The organism is Pseudomonas sp. Con_6, assembly GCF_059379395.1.
In genome coordinates this window covers 4,838,928-4,853,706 of the sequence record NZ_CM182011.1, presented here as the reverse complement: position 1 = coordinate 4,853,706, position 14,779 = coordinate 4,838,928, and the positions used below count along the sequence as shown (strand labels likewise).

The following is a 14,779-nucleotide window of genomic DNA, read 5'->3' as shown; positions in this document are numbered from 1 at the left end:
ATTTCGGGAAGCGCACAGGAGGGTACTGGCGAACGCGCGCCAGACTACCGGCTCGTGCCCGCCCACCGCAGGTTTGCCAAATGACTGACGAGTCCTTTCTCCAGTCGTGATGCTTCAGGCCGGTCTCCGGGCTTGCGAGGATGGAAGCCATTCGCCTTCCCATGCGTCATGCGCACAGTGGCCTGTTGAGTGCTTCACTCGCTTACCGTTGCGGGGGCAGCGCCGGACTTGTCGTTGAAGACGCACCGGCTTCCCGTTTCACCTGCTGCACGGCGGCAGCAGACACCTGAAAACGGGCGGCATCTGACCATCGGGATGACCGTTCGTCAACCTGAAGGAGGGGGCTTGGTAAAACGCGGACACAAAAACGGCACCCGAAGGTGCCGTTCTGTTTGTAGCGCCGTGCGGGATTACTGGTGCAGTTCTTCCGCGGCGTACAGGGTGTTTTCCAGCAGGCAGGCGCGGGTCATCGGGCCGACGCCGCCTGGCACCGGGGTGATCCAGCCGGCGCGGGGCAGGGCGGTCTCGTAGACCACGTCGCCGACCAGCTTGCCGTCTTCCTGGCGGTTGATGCCGACGTCGATGACGATGGCGCCTTCCTTGATCCACTCACCCTTGACCAGGCCCGGCTTGCCGGCGGCGACCACCACCAGGTCGGCACGGTTGACGTGGCCGGCGAGGTCCTTGGTGAAGCGGTGGGTGACGGTGACGGTGCAGCCGGCCAGCAGCAGTTCCATGGCCATCGGGCGACCGACGATGTTGGAGGCGCCGACGACCACGGCGTTCATGCCGTAGAGGTCCTGGCCGGTGCTTTCCAGCAGGGTCATGATGCCTTTCGGGGTGCACGGGCGCAGCAGCGGGATACGCTGGGCCAGCCGGCCGATGTTGTACGGGTGGAAACCGTCGACGTCCTTGTCCGGGCGAATGCGCTCCAGCAGCAGGGAGGCGTCGAGGTGCGCCGGCAGCGGCAGTTGCAGCAGGATGCCGTCGATGTTCGCGTCATCGTTGAGGCGATCGATCAGGTCGGTCAGTTCCTGCTGGGAGGTCGTGCTCGGCAGGTCGAAGGCTTGCGAAATGAAGCCGACTTCCTCGCAGTCCTTGCGTTTGTGCGATACATACACCTGGGAGGCGGGGTCGGTGCCAACCAGGATCACCGCCAGGCCCGGGGTGCGCAGACCCTGCTGGCGGCGTTCAACGACACGTTGGGCGATCTGCTGGCGCAGGCTGGCGGCGATCGCCTTGCCGTCGATAAGTTGTGCAGTCATGACGGGTGATTAACCATCGAGAGAAAAAAGAGCGCGCATTCTCTCATGAGCAAGGCGAAGGGCAAAGGCGCTTGGTCCGGCAAATACCCTAAGCCCTTCAATAAAATGAAATTTTTCGAGAAATATGTTGACGGTGTTACAGGCCGTCTATAAGATGCGCCTCACTTGTCGGGCAGGGCCTAGCACTGGTTAGCAAGGTCGGGAAGAATAAGCGAATTCTGGCTTGTTCGGTACGGCTAACGTTAATTTGTAATCGCAAGCGAAAGCAGATTAAATATGCGCCCGTAGCTCAGCTGGATAGAGCATCCGCCTTCTAAGCGGATGGTCGCAGGTTCGAGTCCTGCCGGGTGCGCCAATCAAGGCAGCTTTGGCACAAGTAGCAGATGCGATATGGTGGACGTAGCTCAGTTGGTAGAGCGCAGGATTGTGATTCCTGTGGTCGAGGGTTCGATTCCCTTCGTCCACCCCATATTCTGAAAGGCGCCTGATGAAAGTCTGGCGCCTTTGCTTTAGATGCTTCACGCGGACGTGGTGAAATTGGTAGACACACTGGATTTAGGTTCCAGCGGCGCAAGCTGTAAGAGTTCGAGTCTCTTCGTCCGCACCATTCAAGCTTTCAGCGCCTGCGAGTGAGGTGCGAGAAAGCAGCAAGTCAGCAACAGATGGTGGACGTAGCTCAGTTGGTAGAGCGCAGGATTGTGATTCCTGTGGTCGAGGGTTCGATTCCCTTCGTCCACCCCATATTCTGAAAGGCGCCTGGTGAAAACCAGGCGCCTTTTTCGTTTGGGGTTGTCCGGGTATCTGTGGCGTACGGTGCTTTTGCCGCCTGAGGCATCTAGTAAGCCGCAAATGAAAACTGATAGATTTCAGCCGGTTGAACGAAAATGCCGGCACTCCGGCGAACAGGTATAAAGATGATTGCAAAAGAATTCCGCCAAGCGGCCGCCCTGGAGCGTTTCGTCCAGGCCAATCCGCAGCTGGTTGCGGAAATCGCGGCGCTGAGCGAAGCCGAGCAGCAGCAACAGATTCAGTGGGCGTTCGAAGATGAGGCCCACGAACAGGGTGTCGAGCCTTGGGAGCTGACCTTGCGCCTGATCGCCGAATCGCCCGAAGAACTGCAGGCCATGCGCCTGGAGGTTCACCGTGAAGTGGCGCAAGCGCTGGGGATGAGCTGGGAAGAATACTGCGGCTTCAACGAGATCGACGGTCCCGCTTCCTGAGTGTGTCGTTCATCTATCGTTCCGGGTGGTTCAATGCCTGTTTTTGTCGTCCGGACAATTAGCGAAATCAATGAAAGCCGGCGCCATTCGCCTCCGGGCCGAACAGGGTGACTTCTGGTGGCTGAGCTACTAGAATGCTTGCCCTTGATTCTGGAGTCGGGTATCGCCGGCTAACGTCTGTGCAACGAGGAATATTCATGCAAGTTTCTGTTGAAAATACTTCCGCTCTCGAGCGTCGTATGACCATCGCCGTTCCGGCAGAGCGCGTCGAGACCGAAGTCAACAAGCGTCTGCAACAGACTGCCCGTCGCGCCAAGGTTCCGGGCTTCCGTCCTGGCAAAGTGCCTATGAGCGTGATCCGTCAGCGTTATGAAGATGCTGCCCGTCAGGAGGCGTTCGGTGATCTGGTTCAGGCTTCCTTCTACGAAGCCGTGGTCGAGCAGAAGCTGAACCCGGCTGGCGCCCCTGCCGTCGAGCCAAAGTCGTTCGAAAAGGGCAAGGACCTGGAATTCGTCGCCATCTTCGAAGTGTTCCCTGAGTTCACCGTTGCCGGTTTCGACTCGATCGCCGTCGAGCGCCTGAGCGCCGATGTCGCCGACGCCGACCTGGACAACATGCTGGAAGTCCTGCGCAAGCAGAACACCCGCTTCGAAGCCACTGACCGTGCTGCCCAGAACGAAGACCAACTGAACATCGACTTCGTCGGCAAGATCGATGGCGAAGCCTTCGCTGGCGGTTCCGCCAAGGGCACTCAACTGGTGCTGGGTTCCGGCCGCATGATCCCGGGCTTCGAAGAAGGCCTGGTCGGCGCCAAGGCGGGTGAAGAGCGTGTTCTGACCCTGAACTTCCCAGAGGACTACCAGAACCTCGACCTGGCTGGCAAAGCCGCCGAGTTCACCGTTACCGTCAACAGCGTTTCCGAACCGAAGCTGCCTGAGTTGAACGAAGAGTTCTTCGCCCAGTTCGGCATCAAGGAAACCGGCATCGACGGCTTCCGCACCGAAGTTCGCAAGAACATGGAGCGTGAGTTGCGCCAGGCCATCAAGACCAAGGTCAAGAACCAGGTAATGGACGGCCTTCTGGCTGCCAACCCGATCGAAGTGCCGAAGGCCCTGCTGGAAAACGAAGTGAACCGTCTGCGCGTGCAGGCCGTTCAACAGTTCGGTGGCAACATCAAGCCTGAGCAACTGCCGGCCGAGCTGTTCGAAGAGCAAGCCAAGCGTCGCGTCGTGCTGGGCCTGATCGTCGCCGAAGTGGTCAAGCAGAACGAACTGAAGCCGGACGAAGACCGCGTTCGCGAACTGATCCAGGAAATGGCTTCGGCCTACCAGGAGCCAGAGCAGGTCGTTGCCTGGTACTACAAGAACGACCAGCAAATGAACGAAGTCCGTTCGGTTGTGCTGGAAGAGCAAGTTGTAGATACTGTCCTGCAGAAAGCGACTGTGACCGACAAGTCGGTCTCGTACGAAGAAGCTGTCAAGCCAGCACAGGCACCTGCCGCCGCTGAGTGATTTCCTCCTTCGTAGGAAAACCCCACAAGCCAGCCTTCGCGCTGGCTTGTGCGTATTCAAGCCACGACTATTTGGGAGTGAGTGCAGGACATGTCCCGCAATTCTTATATTCAGCAGAGCTCTGACATCCAGGCCGCCGGCGGCCTGGTCCCGATGGTTATCGAGCAGTCCGCCCGTGGCGAACGCGCCTATGACATCTACTCGCGCCTGTTGAAGGAGCGTGTGATCTTCCTGGTGGGTCCTGTAGAGGACTACATGGCCAACCTGGTAGTGGCGCAACTGCTGTTCCTTGAAGCGGAAAACCCGGACAAGGATATCCATCTGTACATCAACTCCCCGGGTGGTTCGGTAACTGCCGGCATGTCGATCTACGACACCATGCAGTTCATCAAGCCGGACGTTTCCACCATCTGCATCGGCCAGGCCTGCAGCATGGGGGCGTTCCTGCTCGCCGCCGGTGCCGCTGGCAAACGTCACTGCCTGCCGAACTCGCGGGTGATGATCCACCAGCCGCTGGGCGGCTTCCAGGGCCAGGCGACCGATATCGAGATCCATGCCCAGGAAATCCTCAACATCAAGTCGCGTCTGAACGAGTTGCTGGCTCATCACACCGGCCAGGACCTCGAAACCATCAAGCGCGACACCGAACGTGACAACTTCATGAGCGCCCAGCGCGCGGCCGAGTACGGCCTGATCGACTCGGTCTACGACAAGCGGCAACTGGCGTCCTGATCCAGGATGCCAGAGCGGGTGGGCGCGGAAAGCGCCTACCTGCGGACTTGAAAAAGCCCGCAATTGCCTTCATCTTGTGTTGCAAGCCTACCGGATTGGATCGATCGAATGACTGACACCCGTAACGGCGAGGACAACGGCAAATTGCTCTATTGCTCCTTCTGCGGCAAAAGCCAGCATGAAGTGCGCAAGTTGATTGCCGGCCCCTCGGTATTTATCTGCGACGAGTGCGTCGACCTGTGCAATGACATCATCCGTGAGGAGGTGCAGGAAGCCCAGGCCGAGAGCAGCGCGCATAAATTGCCTTCGCCGAAAGAAATCAGCGCCATCCTGGACCAGTACGTCATTGGTCAGGAACGCGCGAAAAAGGTTCTGGCCGTAGCGGTGTACAACCACTACAAGCGCCTGAACCAACGCGACAAGAAAGCCGACGACGTCGAACTGGGCAAGAGCAACATCCTGCTCATCGGCCCTACCGGCTCTGGCAAGACCCTGCTCGCGGAGACCCTTGCTCGCCTGCTGAATGTACCGTTCACCATCGCCGACGCAACCACCCTGACCGAAGCCGGTTACGTGGGTGAGGACGTCGAGAACATCATTCAGAAGCTGTTGCAGAAGTGTGACTACGATGTGGAAAAGGCCCAGATGGGCATTGTCTACATCGATGAAATCGACAAGATCTCGCGCAAGTCCGACAACCCGTCGATCACCCGCGACGTCTCGGGCGAGGGGGTGCAACAGGCACTGCTCAAGCTGATCGAGGGCACCGTTGCCTCGGTTCCGCCGCAAGGTGGCCGCAAGCATCCCCAGCAGGAGTTCCTGCAGGTCGATACGCGCAACATCCTGTTCATCTGTGGTGGTGCGTTCTCCGGTCTGGAGAAGGTCATCCAGCAGCGTTCCACTCGCGGTGGCATCGGCTTTGGTGCCGAAGTCCGCAGCAAGGAGGAAGGCAAGAAGGTGGGCGAGTCGCTGCGTGAAGTCGAGCCGGACGATCTGGTCAAGTTCGGCCTGATCCCTGAGTTCGTCGGCCGCTTGCCGGTCCTGGCGACCCTGGACGAGCTGGACGAAGCCGCACTCATGCAGATCCTTACCGAGCCGAAGAACGCCTTGACCAAGCAGTACGGCAAGCTGTTCGAAATGGAAGGTGTTGATCTGGAGTTCCGCAGCGATGCGCTGAAATCCGTCGCTCGCAAGGCGCTGGAGCGCAAGACCGGCGCCCGGGGCCTGCGTTCGATCCTCGAGGGCATCCTGCTCGACACCATGTACGAGATTCCTTCGCAGAAGGACGTCAGCAAGGTGGTGATCGACGAGAGCGTCATCGATGGCACTTCGCAGCCGTTGCTTATCTACGAGAACAGCGAGCCGCCAGCCAAGGCCGCGCCAGACGCCTGAGTCTGCAAGGCAGTGAAACCAGCAAGGGGCCTACGGGCCCCTTTGCTTTTCCTGTCGCGGAGCTTGTTTTTTTCCGAGGCTGCCCCCACATTGTCTCCAAGCTCAAATTTCCATCGGATTACGGCCACAGGGCCGCTGTAGAGGCGAAATCATGAAGACAACCCTCGACTTGCCTCTTTTGCCATTGCGCGACGTCGTTGTTTACCCGCACATGGTCATCCCGCTGTTCGTGGGGCGTGAAAAGTCTATCGAAGCCCTTGAGGCCGCGATGACCGGTGAGAAGCAAATCCTTTTGCTGGCTCAGAAGAATCCTGCCGATGACGATCCGGGCGAAGACGCCCTGTATCGGGTCGGCACCATCGCTACCGTTCTCCAACTGCTGAAACTGCCCGATGGCACCGTCAAGGTGCTGGTCGAGGGTGAGCAGCGTGGCGCTGTCGAGCGTTTCGTCGAGGTGGAAGGGCATATCCGTGCTGAAGTCACCCTGATCGAAGAAACCGACGCTGCCGACCGCGAGTCCGAAGTTTTCGTGCGTAGCCTGCTGTCCCAGTTCGAGCAGTATGTGCAACTGGGCAAAAAGGTGCCGGCCGAGGTCCTGTCGTCTCTCAACAGCATCGAGGAGCCGGGCCGCCTGGTTGACACCATGGCCGCACACATGGCCCTGAAGATCGAGCAGAAGCAGGAAATCCTCGAGATCATCGACCTGGCCACCCGCGTCGAGCATGTGCTTGCGCTGCTGGATGCGGAAATCGACCTGCTGCAGGTCGAGAAGCGCATTCGTGGTCGGGTCAAGAAGCAGATGGAGCGCAGTCAGCGCGAGTACTACCTGAATGAGCAGATGAAGGCTATTCAGAAAGAGCTCGGCGACAGCGATGAAGGTCACAATGAAGTCGAGGAGCTGAAGAAGCGCCTCGAAGCTGCCGGTCTGCCCAAGGATGCCTATGCCAAGGCCCAGGCAGAGCTGAACAAGCTCAAGCAGATGTCGCCGATGTCCGCCGAGGCTACGGTGGTGCGTTCCTATCTTGACTGGTTGGTGCAAGTGCCGTGGAAGGCGCAGAGCAAGGTACGCATGGACCTGGCCAAGGCCGAGGAAATCCTCGACGCCGACCACTACGGCCTGGAAGAGGTCAAGGAGCGTATTCTCGAATACCTCGCGGTACAGAAGCGCGTGAAGAAAATTCGCGGTCCGGTACTTTGCCTGGTCGGTCCGCCCGGCGTAGGCAAGACTTCGTTGGCCGAGTCCATCGCGAGCGCGACCAACCGCAAGTTCGTGCGCATGGCCCTCGGCGGTGTGCGTGACGAAGCCGAGATCCGTGGCCACCGTCGTACCTATATCGGCTCGATGCCGGGTCGGCTGATTCAGAAAATGACCAAGGTTGGTGTACGCAACCCGCTGTTCCTGCTCGACGAGATCGACAAGATGGGCAGCGACATGCGTGGCGATCCTGCCTCGGCGCTGCTGGAAGTGCTCGACCCCGAGCAGAACCACAACTTCAACGATCACTACCTGGAAGTCGACTACGACCTCTCCGACGTGATGTTCCTCTGCACCTCCAACTCGATGAACATTCCGCCTGCGCTGCTGGACCGGATGGAAGTCATCCGTCTGCCGGGCTACACCGAGGACGAGAAGATCAACATCGCGGTCAAGTACCTGGTGCCGAAGCAGGTCAAGGCCAACGGCTTGAAGAAGACCGAGTTGGAGGTCGACGAGTCGGCGATTCGCGACATCATCCGCTACTACACCCGCGAAGCTGGTGTGCGTGGCCTGGAGCGCCAGATCGCCAAGGTCTGCCGCAAGGTGGTCAAGGAATACATCGGGCAGAAGCAGGTGGTGGTCAAGGTCGACAGCGAGCGTCTGGAGCACTTCCTGGGCGTGCGCAAGTTCCGTTATGGCCTGGCCGAGCAGCAGGACCAGGTGGGGCAGGTGACCGGTCTGGCCTGGACCCAGGTCGGCGGCGAGTTGCTGACTATCGAGGCTGCCGTCATCCCAGGCAAGGGGCAACTGATCAAGACCGGTTCGCTGGGCGACGTCATGGTCGAGTCGATCACCGCTGCGCAGACCGTAGTCCGCAGCCGCGCGCAGAGCCTGGGCATCCCGGCCGACTTCCACGAGAAGCGCGACACCCATATCCACATGCCTGAAGGTGCTACGCCGAAGGATGGTCCGAGTGCAGGTATCGGCATGTGCACCGCGCTGGTGTCCGCGCTGACCCAGATCCCGGTGCGCGCCGATGTGGCTATGACTGGCGAAATCACCCTGCGTGGTCAGGTGCTGGCGATTGGTGGTTTGAAGGAGAAATTGCTGGCAGCCCACCGTGGTGGAATCAAGACAGTGATCATTCCAGAAGAAAACGTGCGTGATCTGAAAGAAATTCCTGACAATATTAAGCAGGATCTTCAGATTAAGCCGGTCAAATGGATTGACGAAGTCCTCCAAATTGCGCTGCAATACGCCCCGGAGCCCTTGCCGGATGTGGCTCCCGAGATTGTCGCCAAGGATGAAAAGCGCGACGGTGATTCCAAGGAACGGATAAGCACGCATTAATCAGTATTTAGCCAGGTGGCCTTTCGACCGTTTTCCAGGTCCTTGCCGTAAAAGGCACTTAAGTGTCATTGGCCACTTGGCGTTGATCCCAGCTTTGCTTTTACATAGTTAGAAACAAACTCAAATAGAGATAAGGGGACTTAGAGTGAACAAGTCGGAATTGGTTGACGCTATCGCTGCACAAAGTGATGTTCCAAAAGCTGTCGCTGGCCGTGTCCTGGACGCATTCATTGACTCCGTAAGCGGTGCCCTGAAGGAAGGCGACTCCGTGGTCCTGGTTGGCTTCGGTACCTTCTCGGTACAGGATCGCCCGGCTCGCGTCGGTCGCAACCCGCAAACCGGCAAGACCCTGGAAATCCCGGCTGCCCGCAAGCCAGGCTTCAAGGCCGGCAAGGCACTGAAAGAAGCCGTCAACTAAGACGTTCTTTTCAGGCTTTCGCCTAACCGGACCGCTCCCGCAGCGGGTCCGGGCGCGAAGCGGAAACGATACCGAATTCGTCCGTTTCGCCGTTACGAGAAGGCGCATCCCCGGATGCGCCTTTCTTCTATCAGGATTCTACCCACGCTCCGCGGTTGTGCAGCCGCCACAGCCGTTTCTGGGGGACGCATGCTGCAAAATATCAGGGACAATTCACAAGGTTGGATTGCCAAGACCATCATCGGTGTCATTGTGGTACTGATGGCACTGACCGGTTTCGACGCCATCTTCCAGGCCGTCAGCCACAACAAGGATGCTGCCAAGGTCAACGGCGACACCATCAGCCAGAACGAGCTGAGCCAGGCTGTCGACACGCAACGCCGGCAACTGATGCAACGATTGGGCAAGGACTTCGACCCCTCCCTGCTGGATGACAAGATGCTCCGCGAAGCCGCACTGAAAGGGCTGATCGAGCGTCAACTGCTGCTTCAGGGCGCCCATGACGCCAAGTTCTCCTTCTCCGAAGCCGCCCTCGACCAGGTGATCCTGCAGACTCCTGAGTTCCAGGTTGACGGCAAGTTCAGTGCCGAGCGCTTCGACCAGGTCATTCGCCAGTTGGGCTATGGCCGTATGCAATTCCGCGAGATGCTGGCCCAGGAAATGCTGATCGGCCAACTGCGTGCTGGTCTCGCCGGCAGCGGTTTCGTTACCGACGCTCAGGTTGATGCATTCGCCCGCCTGGAAAAACAGACCCGTGATTTCGCCTCGCTGACCTTCAAGGCCGACCCGGCCGCCGTCAAGGTTACCGACGAGCAGGTCAAGGCCCACTATGACCAGCATGCCAAGGAGTTCATGAGCCCTGACCAGGTTGTCATCGACTACGTCGAGCTGAAGAAAGCTGCGTTCTTCGACCAGGTCCAGGTCAGCGACGACGAGTTGCAGGCGCTTTACCAGAAAGAAATCGCCAATCTCGCCGAGCAGCGCCACGCCGCGCACATCCTCGTCGAAGTCAACGACAAGCAGGACGATGCCCAGGCCAAGGCCCGCATCGCCGATGTCCAGCAACGTCTGGCCAAGGGCGAGGACTTCGCCGCGCTGGCCAAGGAGTTCTCCCAGGATCCGGGTTCTGCCAACAACGGCGGCGACCTCGGCTACGCTGGCAAGGGTGTCTACGACCCGGCCTTCGAGGACGCGCTGTACGCGCTGAACAAGGACCAGGTGTCTGCCCCGGTGCGTACCGAGTTCGGCTATCACCTGATCAAGCTGCTGGGCGTGCAGGCACCCGAGGTGCCGACCTTCGCCAGCCTGAAGGACAAGCTCACCCGCGAACTGAAGACCCAGCAGGTCGAGCAGCGCTTCGTCGAAGCCAGCAAGCAGCTGGAAGACTCGGCCTTCGAGGCGTCCGACCTGGCCCAGCCGGCCCAGGACCTGGGCCTGAAGGTGCAGACCTCGGCACCGTTCGGTCGTGAAGGTGGCGAAGGCGTCACTGCCAACCGCCAGGTGATCCAGGCCGCGTTCAGCCCTGAAGTGCTGGATGAGGGTGCCAACAGCTCGGCCATCGAGCTGGACCCGGAGACCGTCGTGGTCATCCGTGCCAAGGAGCACCGCAAGCCTGCGCAACTGCCGCTGGAAGCCGTTGCCGGTCCGATCCATGACCACCTGGCCCAGGAGCAGGCTACCGCTGCCGTGAAGAGCAAGACCGAGGCCCTGGTCGCCGGTCTGCGCGATGGCAAGATCGCCTATCAGCCGGAGCAGGATGGCCAGGCCTGGAAAGTCCAGGAAGCGGCGACCCGCATGCAGGAAGGCGTCGATCCGGTGGAGCTGCAAGCGCTGTTCCGCATGAGCAAGCCTGAAGCCAAGGACAAGCCGGTGTACTCCACCGTGACCCTGGCCGATGGCAGTGTGGTCGTGCTGCGCCTGAACGGCGTCAACGAAGGCAGCGCCGCCAGCGCGGAAGAGAAGGGCGAATACCGTCGCTACCTCGCTTCCCGTGCCGGCCAGCAGGACTTCGCGGCGTACCGCAAGCAGTTGGAAGCCAAGGCGGAGATCACTCGTTACTGAGTGGTACCGCAGAGATGAAAAAGCCCGCAGCGATGCGGGCTTTTTCATTTCGAGTCTCAAGCCTCAAGCTGCAAAAAAGAGAGGTTGCGACGCGAATTGCTCCTTCTTGCCACTTGTAGCCTGAGGCTTGCAGCTCCCCAAAAAAGAAAAGGCCGCATTCGCGGCCTTTTCCCTTTCCCGAAGTCTTACTCCGAGATATCACCCATGGCAGTGGTGTTGAAACCACCGTCCACGTACATGATTTCACCGCTGACACCCGACGCCAGGTCGGAGCAGAGGAAGGCGCCGGCGTTGCCGACTTCTTCGATGGTGACGTTGCGGCGCAGCGGGGTCTGCGCTTCGTTGGCGGCCAGCATCTTGCGGAAGCTCTTGATGCCGGAAGCGGCCAGGGTGCGGATCGGGCCGGCGGAAATGGCGTTGACGCGGGTGCCTTCCGGGCCGAGGCTGCCGGCCAGGTAGCGAACGCCGGCTTCCAGGCTGGCCTTGGCCATGCCCATGACGTTGTAGTTCGGCATGGTGCGCTCGGCGCCCAGGTACGACAGGGTCAGCAGGCTGCCATTGCGGCCTTTCATCATTTCGCGACCGGCCTTGGCCAGGGCGACGAAGCTGTAGGCGCTGATGTCGTGGGCAATGCGGAAGCCTTCGCGGGTGGTGACTTCGGTGAAGTCGCCGTCCAGCTGGTCACCCGGGGCGAAGCCCACGGAGTGCACGATGCAGTCCAGGCCGTCCCACTTCTTGCTCAGCTCCTCGAAGACCTTGGCGATGTCGTCATCGTTGGCAACGTCGCAAGGGAAGCACAGCTCAGGGTTGGAGCCCCAGCCTGCGGCGAATTCTTCGACGCGGCCCTTGAGCTTTTCGTTCTGATAGGTGAAGGCAAGCTCCGCACCCTCGCGATGCATGGCGGCAGCGATGCCGGATGCGATGGACAGTTTGCTGGCGACACCGACGATCAGTACGCGCTTACCGGCGAGAAAACCCATGTGTTGTTCCTCTTCAGGTTATATCGACAGCCGTGGGAGCCAGGAAAGCGGCCTCCAGCAGCTGCTGTGTATAAGTATGTTGTGGTGCGGCGAAAATCTCCGCGGCCGGACCTTGTTCCACCACCTGGCCCTGCTTGACCACCATCAACTGGTGGCTGAGCGCCTTGACCACCGCCAGGTCGTGGCTGATGAACAGGTAGGTCAGGTTGTACTTGGTCTGCAGCGCACGCAGCAGTTCCACCACCTGGCGCTGAACCGTTCGGTCGAGCGCCGAAGTGGGCTCGTCCAGCAGGATCAGCGCCGGTTTCAATACCAGTGCCCGGGCAATGGCAATCCGTTGTCGTTGGCCTCCGGAAAACTCGTGAGGGTAGCGGTGCCGGGTTTCCGGGTCCAGACCTACTTCCCTGAGCGCTTCCATGATGGCCTGTTCCTGTTCCGCCTCCGTGCCTATCCGATGAATGCGCAGGCCTTCCCCGACGATGTCGCTCACGCACATGCGCGGGCTTAGACTGCCGAAGGGGTCCTGGAAGACCACCTGCATCTCCCGCCGCAGCGGGCGCACCTGCTGCTGGCTCATGCCGTCCAGCCGCTGGTTCTCGAAGCGGATGGCACCCTGGCTGGAGATCAGCCTAAGGATCGCCAGACCCAGCGTAGACTTGCCCGAGCCGCTTTCTCCAACGATGCCCAGGGTCTGGCCCTGGGGCAGGCTGAAGTTGATGCCGTCCACCGCCTTGACGTGGTCGACGGTACGGCGCAGCAGGCCTTTCTTGATCGGGAACCAGACACGCAGGTCCTCGACTTCCAGCAGCGGCGCACCCTCCGGGTTGGCGGCGGGCTTGCCGCTGGGCTCGGCGCCGAGCAGCATTTTCGTGTACGGGTGCTGCGGAGCGCGGAACAGTTCTTCACACGACGCCTGTTCGACGATGCAACCGCGCTGCATGACACATACGCGGTGTGCAATTCTTTTCACCAGATTCAGATCGTGACTGATCAGTAGCAACGCCATGCCCAGCTTGGCCTGCAAACGCTTCAACAATTCGAGGATCTTGAGCTGGACGGTCACGTCGAGGGCGGTGGTCGGCTCGTCGGCGATCAGCAGTTCCGGCTCGTTGGCCAGGGCCATGGCGATCATCACTCGTTGCCGCTGGCCGCCGGACAGCTCGTGGGGCAGGGCCTTGAGGCGCTTGACCGGATCGGGGATGCCCACCAGCTCCAGCAACTCCAGGGTTCGCGCCGTCGCCTCCTTGCCACGCAGGCCCTTGTGCAGCATCAGCACTTCGTTGATCTGCTTCTCGATGTTGTGCAGCGGGTTCAGCGAGGTCATCGGTTCCTGGAAGATCATCGCGATGCGGTTGCCACGGATGTGGCGCATCTTCTTCTCGTCCAGGTGCAGCAGGTCCTGGTTGTCGTAGCGGATGCTCCCGGTCGGGTGCCGCGCCAGCGGGTAGGGCAGCAGGCGCAGGATCGAGTGGGCCGTGACCGACTTGCCCGAGCCGCTCTCGCCGACCAGGGCCAGGGTCTCGCCACGGCGGATATCGAAGCTGACGCTCTCCACCACGCGCTGCTGCTGGGCGCCACTGACGAATTCGACGGCAAGGTCGCGTACTTCGATCAAGGTGTCCTTGTTCATGTCATTTCCTCGGGTCGAAGGCATCGCGGGCGGATTCGCCGATGAACACCAGCAGGCTGAGCATCAGCGCCAGCACGGCGAAGGCACTGATGCCCAGCCACGGGGCCTGCAGGTTGGATTTGCCCTGGGCGACCAGTTCACCGAGGGACGGCGCGCCGGGCGGCAGGCCGAAGCCGAGGAAGTCCAGGGCGGTCAGGGTGCCGATGGCGCCGGTGAGGATGAACGGCAGGAAGGTCATGGTCGAGACCATGGCGTTGGGCAGGATGTGCCGGTACATGATCGCCGCGTTCTGCATGCCCAGGGCCCGCGCGGCGCGCACGTACTCCAGGTTGCGTCCGCGCAGGAATTCGGCGCGGACCACGTCCACCAGGCTCATCCAGGAGAACAGCAGCATGATCCCCAGCAGCCACCAGAAGTTCGGCTGCACGAAGCTGGCGAGGATGATCAGCAGGTACAGCACCGGCAGGCCCGACCAGATTTCCAGGAAGCGCTGGCCGGCCAGGTCGACCCAGCCACCATAGAAGCCCTGCAGCGCGCCGGCGATCACGCCGATGATGGAACTGAGCACGGTCAGGGTCAGGGCGAACAGCACCGAGATGCGAAAGCCGTAGATCACCCGTGCCAGCACGTCGCGTCCCTGGTCGTCGGTGCCCAGCCAGTTCTGCGCCGAGGGCGGGGCAGGGGCGGGGACCTTGAGATCGTAGTTGATGCTCTGGTAGCTGAACGGGATCGGCGCCCACAGCACCCAGCTCTGCTTCTTCTCCAGCAGGTCGCGGATGTAGGGGCTCTTGTAGTTGGCTTCCAGGGGGAATTCACCGCCGAAGGTGGTTTCCGGGTAGCGCTTGAACGCCGGGAAATAGAACTCGCCGTCGTAGCGTACGACCAGCGGCTTGTCGTTGGCGATCAGCTCGGCACCCAGGCTCAGGCCGAACAGGACCAGGAACAGCCACAGTGACCACCAGCCACGGCGGTTGGCCTTGAAACGCTCGAAGCGGCGGCGATTGAGAGGGGACAGGTTCATC

The 14,779-nt window shown here is 60.6% G+C and carries 11 protein-coding genes, 4 tRNA genes and 1 riboswitch; of the genes, 11 read left to right on the top strand and 4 right to left on the bottom strand.

The annotated features are described in order from the left end of the window. Positions 1-100: 100 nt before the first annotated feature. Positions 101-305: riboswitch (cobalamin riboswitch) on the bottom strand. Positions 306-410: 105 nt separating this feature from the next. Next, complete coding sequence (folD, locus tag AC5QPF_RS21590) at positions 411-1,265, bottom strand: bifunctional methylenetetrahydrofolate dehydrogenase/methenyltetrahydrofolate cyclohydrolase FolD (RefSeq protein WP_494959805.1); 855 nt, start codon at positions 1,263-1,265, stop codon at positions 411-413. Between the two features lie 278 nt (positions 1,266-1,543). On the opposite strand from folD, the gene AC5QPF_RS21585 reads away from it, so the two are divergent. The 11 genes from AC5QPF_RS21585 to AC5QPF_RS21535 all read left to right on the top strand — a co-directional run bounded on the left by AC5QPF_RS21585 (position 1,544) and on the right by AC5QPF_RS21535 (position 11,147). Then, a tRNA-Arg gene (locus AC5QPF_RS21585) sits at positions 1,544-1,620 on the top strand. Between the two features lie 38 nt (positions 1,621-1,658). Then, a tRNA-His gene (locus AC5QPF_RS21580) sits at positions 1,659-1,734 on the top strand. 53 nt (positions 1,735-1,787) lie between these two features. Then, positions 1,788-1,872 (top strand) — tRNA-Leu (locus AC5QPF_RS21575). 58 nt (positions 1,873-1,930) lie between these two features. Then, positions 1,931-2,006: transfer RNA gene (locus AC5QPF_RS21570), tRNA-His, on the top strand. A 173-nt stretch (positions 2,007-2,179) separates the two neighbouring features. Next, positions 2,180-2,485, top strand: coding sequence for a DUF6388 family protein (locus AC5QPF_RS21565; RefSeq protein WP_494959804.1), 306 nt, complete (start codon positions 2,180-2,182; stop codon positions 2,483-2,485). A gap of 197 nt (positions 2,486-2,682) precedes the next feature. Beyond that, entirely contained in the window at positions 2,683-3,996 is a 1,314-nt protein-coding gene (gene tig / locus AC5QPF_RS21560) for a trigger factor (protein ID WP_494959803.1), read from the top strand. Positions 3,997-4,086: 90 nt separating this feature from the next. Continuing rightward, on the top strand, positions 4,087-4,728 hold the full coding sequence (gene clpP / locus AC5QPF_RS21555) for an ATP-dependent Clp endopeptidase proteolytic subunit ClpP (RefSeq protein WP_009400269.1): 642 nt from the start codon (positions 4,087-4,089) through the stop codon (positions 4,726-4,728). Between the two features lie 108 nt (positions 4,729-4,836). Then, positions 4,837-6,120, top strand: coding sequence for an ATP-dependent Clp protease ATP-binding subunit ClpX (gene clpX, locus AC5QPF_RS21550; protein WP_330075345.1), 1,284 nt, complete (start codon positions 4,837-4,839; stop codon positions 6,118-6,120). A 151-nt stretch (positions 6,121-6,271) separates the two neighbouring features. After that, positions 6,272-8,668: an endopeptidase La gene (gene lon / locus AC5QPF_RS21545; protein ID WP_494959802.1), complete on the top strand. Its 2,397-nt coding sequence runs from the start codon at positions 6,272-6,274 to the stop codon at positions 8,666-8,668. Between the two features lie 145 nt (positions 8,669-8,813). Further along, positions 8,814-9,086, top strand: coding sequence for an HU family DNA-binding protein (locus AC5QPF_RS21540; protein ID WP_494959801.1), 273 nt, complete (start codon positions 8,814-8,816; stop codon positions 9,084-9,086). 189 nt (positions 9,087-9,275) lie between these two features. Then, positions 9,276-11,147 (top strand): SurA N-terminal domain-containing protein, encoded by a 1,872-nt coding sequence (locus AC5QPF_RS21535; protein WP_494959800.1) that lies wholly within the window; start codon positions 9,276-9,278, stop codon positions 11,145-11,147. Positions 11,148-11,332: 185 nt separating this feature from the next. Here the strand turns inward: AC5QPF_RS21535 and fabI are convergent, their stop codons facing one another. From fabI to AC5QPF_RS21520, 3 genes are read right to left on the bottom strand one after another with little or no spacing between them, the layout of a single operon-like run. Further along, entirely contained in the window at positions 11,333-12,127 is a 795-nt protein-coding gene (fabI, locus tag AC5QPF_RS21530) for an enoyl-ACP reductase FabI (RefSeq protein ID WP_042126258.1), read from the bottom strand. A gap of 13 nt (positions 12,128-12,140) precedes the next feature. Further along, entirely contained in the window at positions 12,141-13,757 is a 1,617-nt protein-coding gene (locus tag AC5QPF_RS21525; RefSeq protein ID WP_494959799.1) for a dipeptide ABC transporter ATP-binding protein, read from the bottom strand. 1 nt (position 13,758) lies between these two features. Continuing rightward, positions 13,759-14,778, bottom strand: a complete 1,020-nt coding sequence (locus tag AC5QPF_RS21520) for an ABC transporter permease (protein ID WP_458978158.1) — start codon at positions 14,776-14,778, stop codon at positions 13,759-13,761. Position 14,779: the final 1 nt, after the last annotated feature.

Coding starts and splice junctions, on each gene's coding strand:
- folD (WP_494959805.1), bottom strand. CDS start 1,265: ATGACTGCACAACTTATCGACGGCAAGGCGATCGCCGCCAGCCTGCGC.
- AC5QPF_RS21565 (WP_494959804.1), top strand. CDS start 2,180: ATGATTGCAAAAGAATTCCGCCAAGCGGCCGCCCTGGAGCGTTTCGTC.
- tig (WP_494959803.1), top strand. CDS start 2,683: ATGCAAGTTTCTGTTGAAAATACTTCCGCTCTCGAGCGTCGTATGACC.
- clpP (WP_009400269.1), top strand. CDS start 4,087: ATGTCCCGCAATTCTTATATTCAGCAGAGCTCTGACATCCAGGCCGCC.
- clpX (WP_330075345.1), top strand. CDS start 4,837: ATGACTGACACCCGTAACGGCGAGGACAACGGCAAATTGCTCTATTGC.
- lon (WP_494959802.1), top strand. CDS start 6,272: ATGAAGACAACCCTCGACTTGCCTCTTTTGCCATTGCGCGACGTCGTT.
- AC5QPF_RS21535 (WP_494959800.1), top strand. CDS start 9,276: ATGCTGCAAAATATCAGGGACAATTCACAAGGTTGGATTGCCAAGACC.
- fabI (WP_042126258.1), bottom strand. CDS start 12,127: ATGGGTTTTCTCGCCGGTAAGCGCGTACTGATCGTCGGTGTCGCCAGC.
- AC5QPF_RS21525 (WP_494959799.1), bottom strand. CDS start 13,757: ATGAACAAGGACACCTTGATCGAAGTACGCGACCTTGCCGTCGAATTC.
- AC5QPF_RS21520 (WP_458978158.1), bottom strand. CDS start 14,778: ATGAACCTGTCCCCTCTCAATCGCCGCCGCTTCGAGCGTTTCAAGGCC.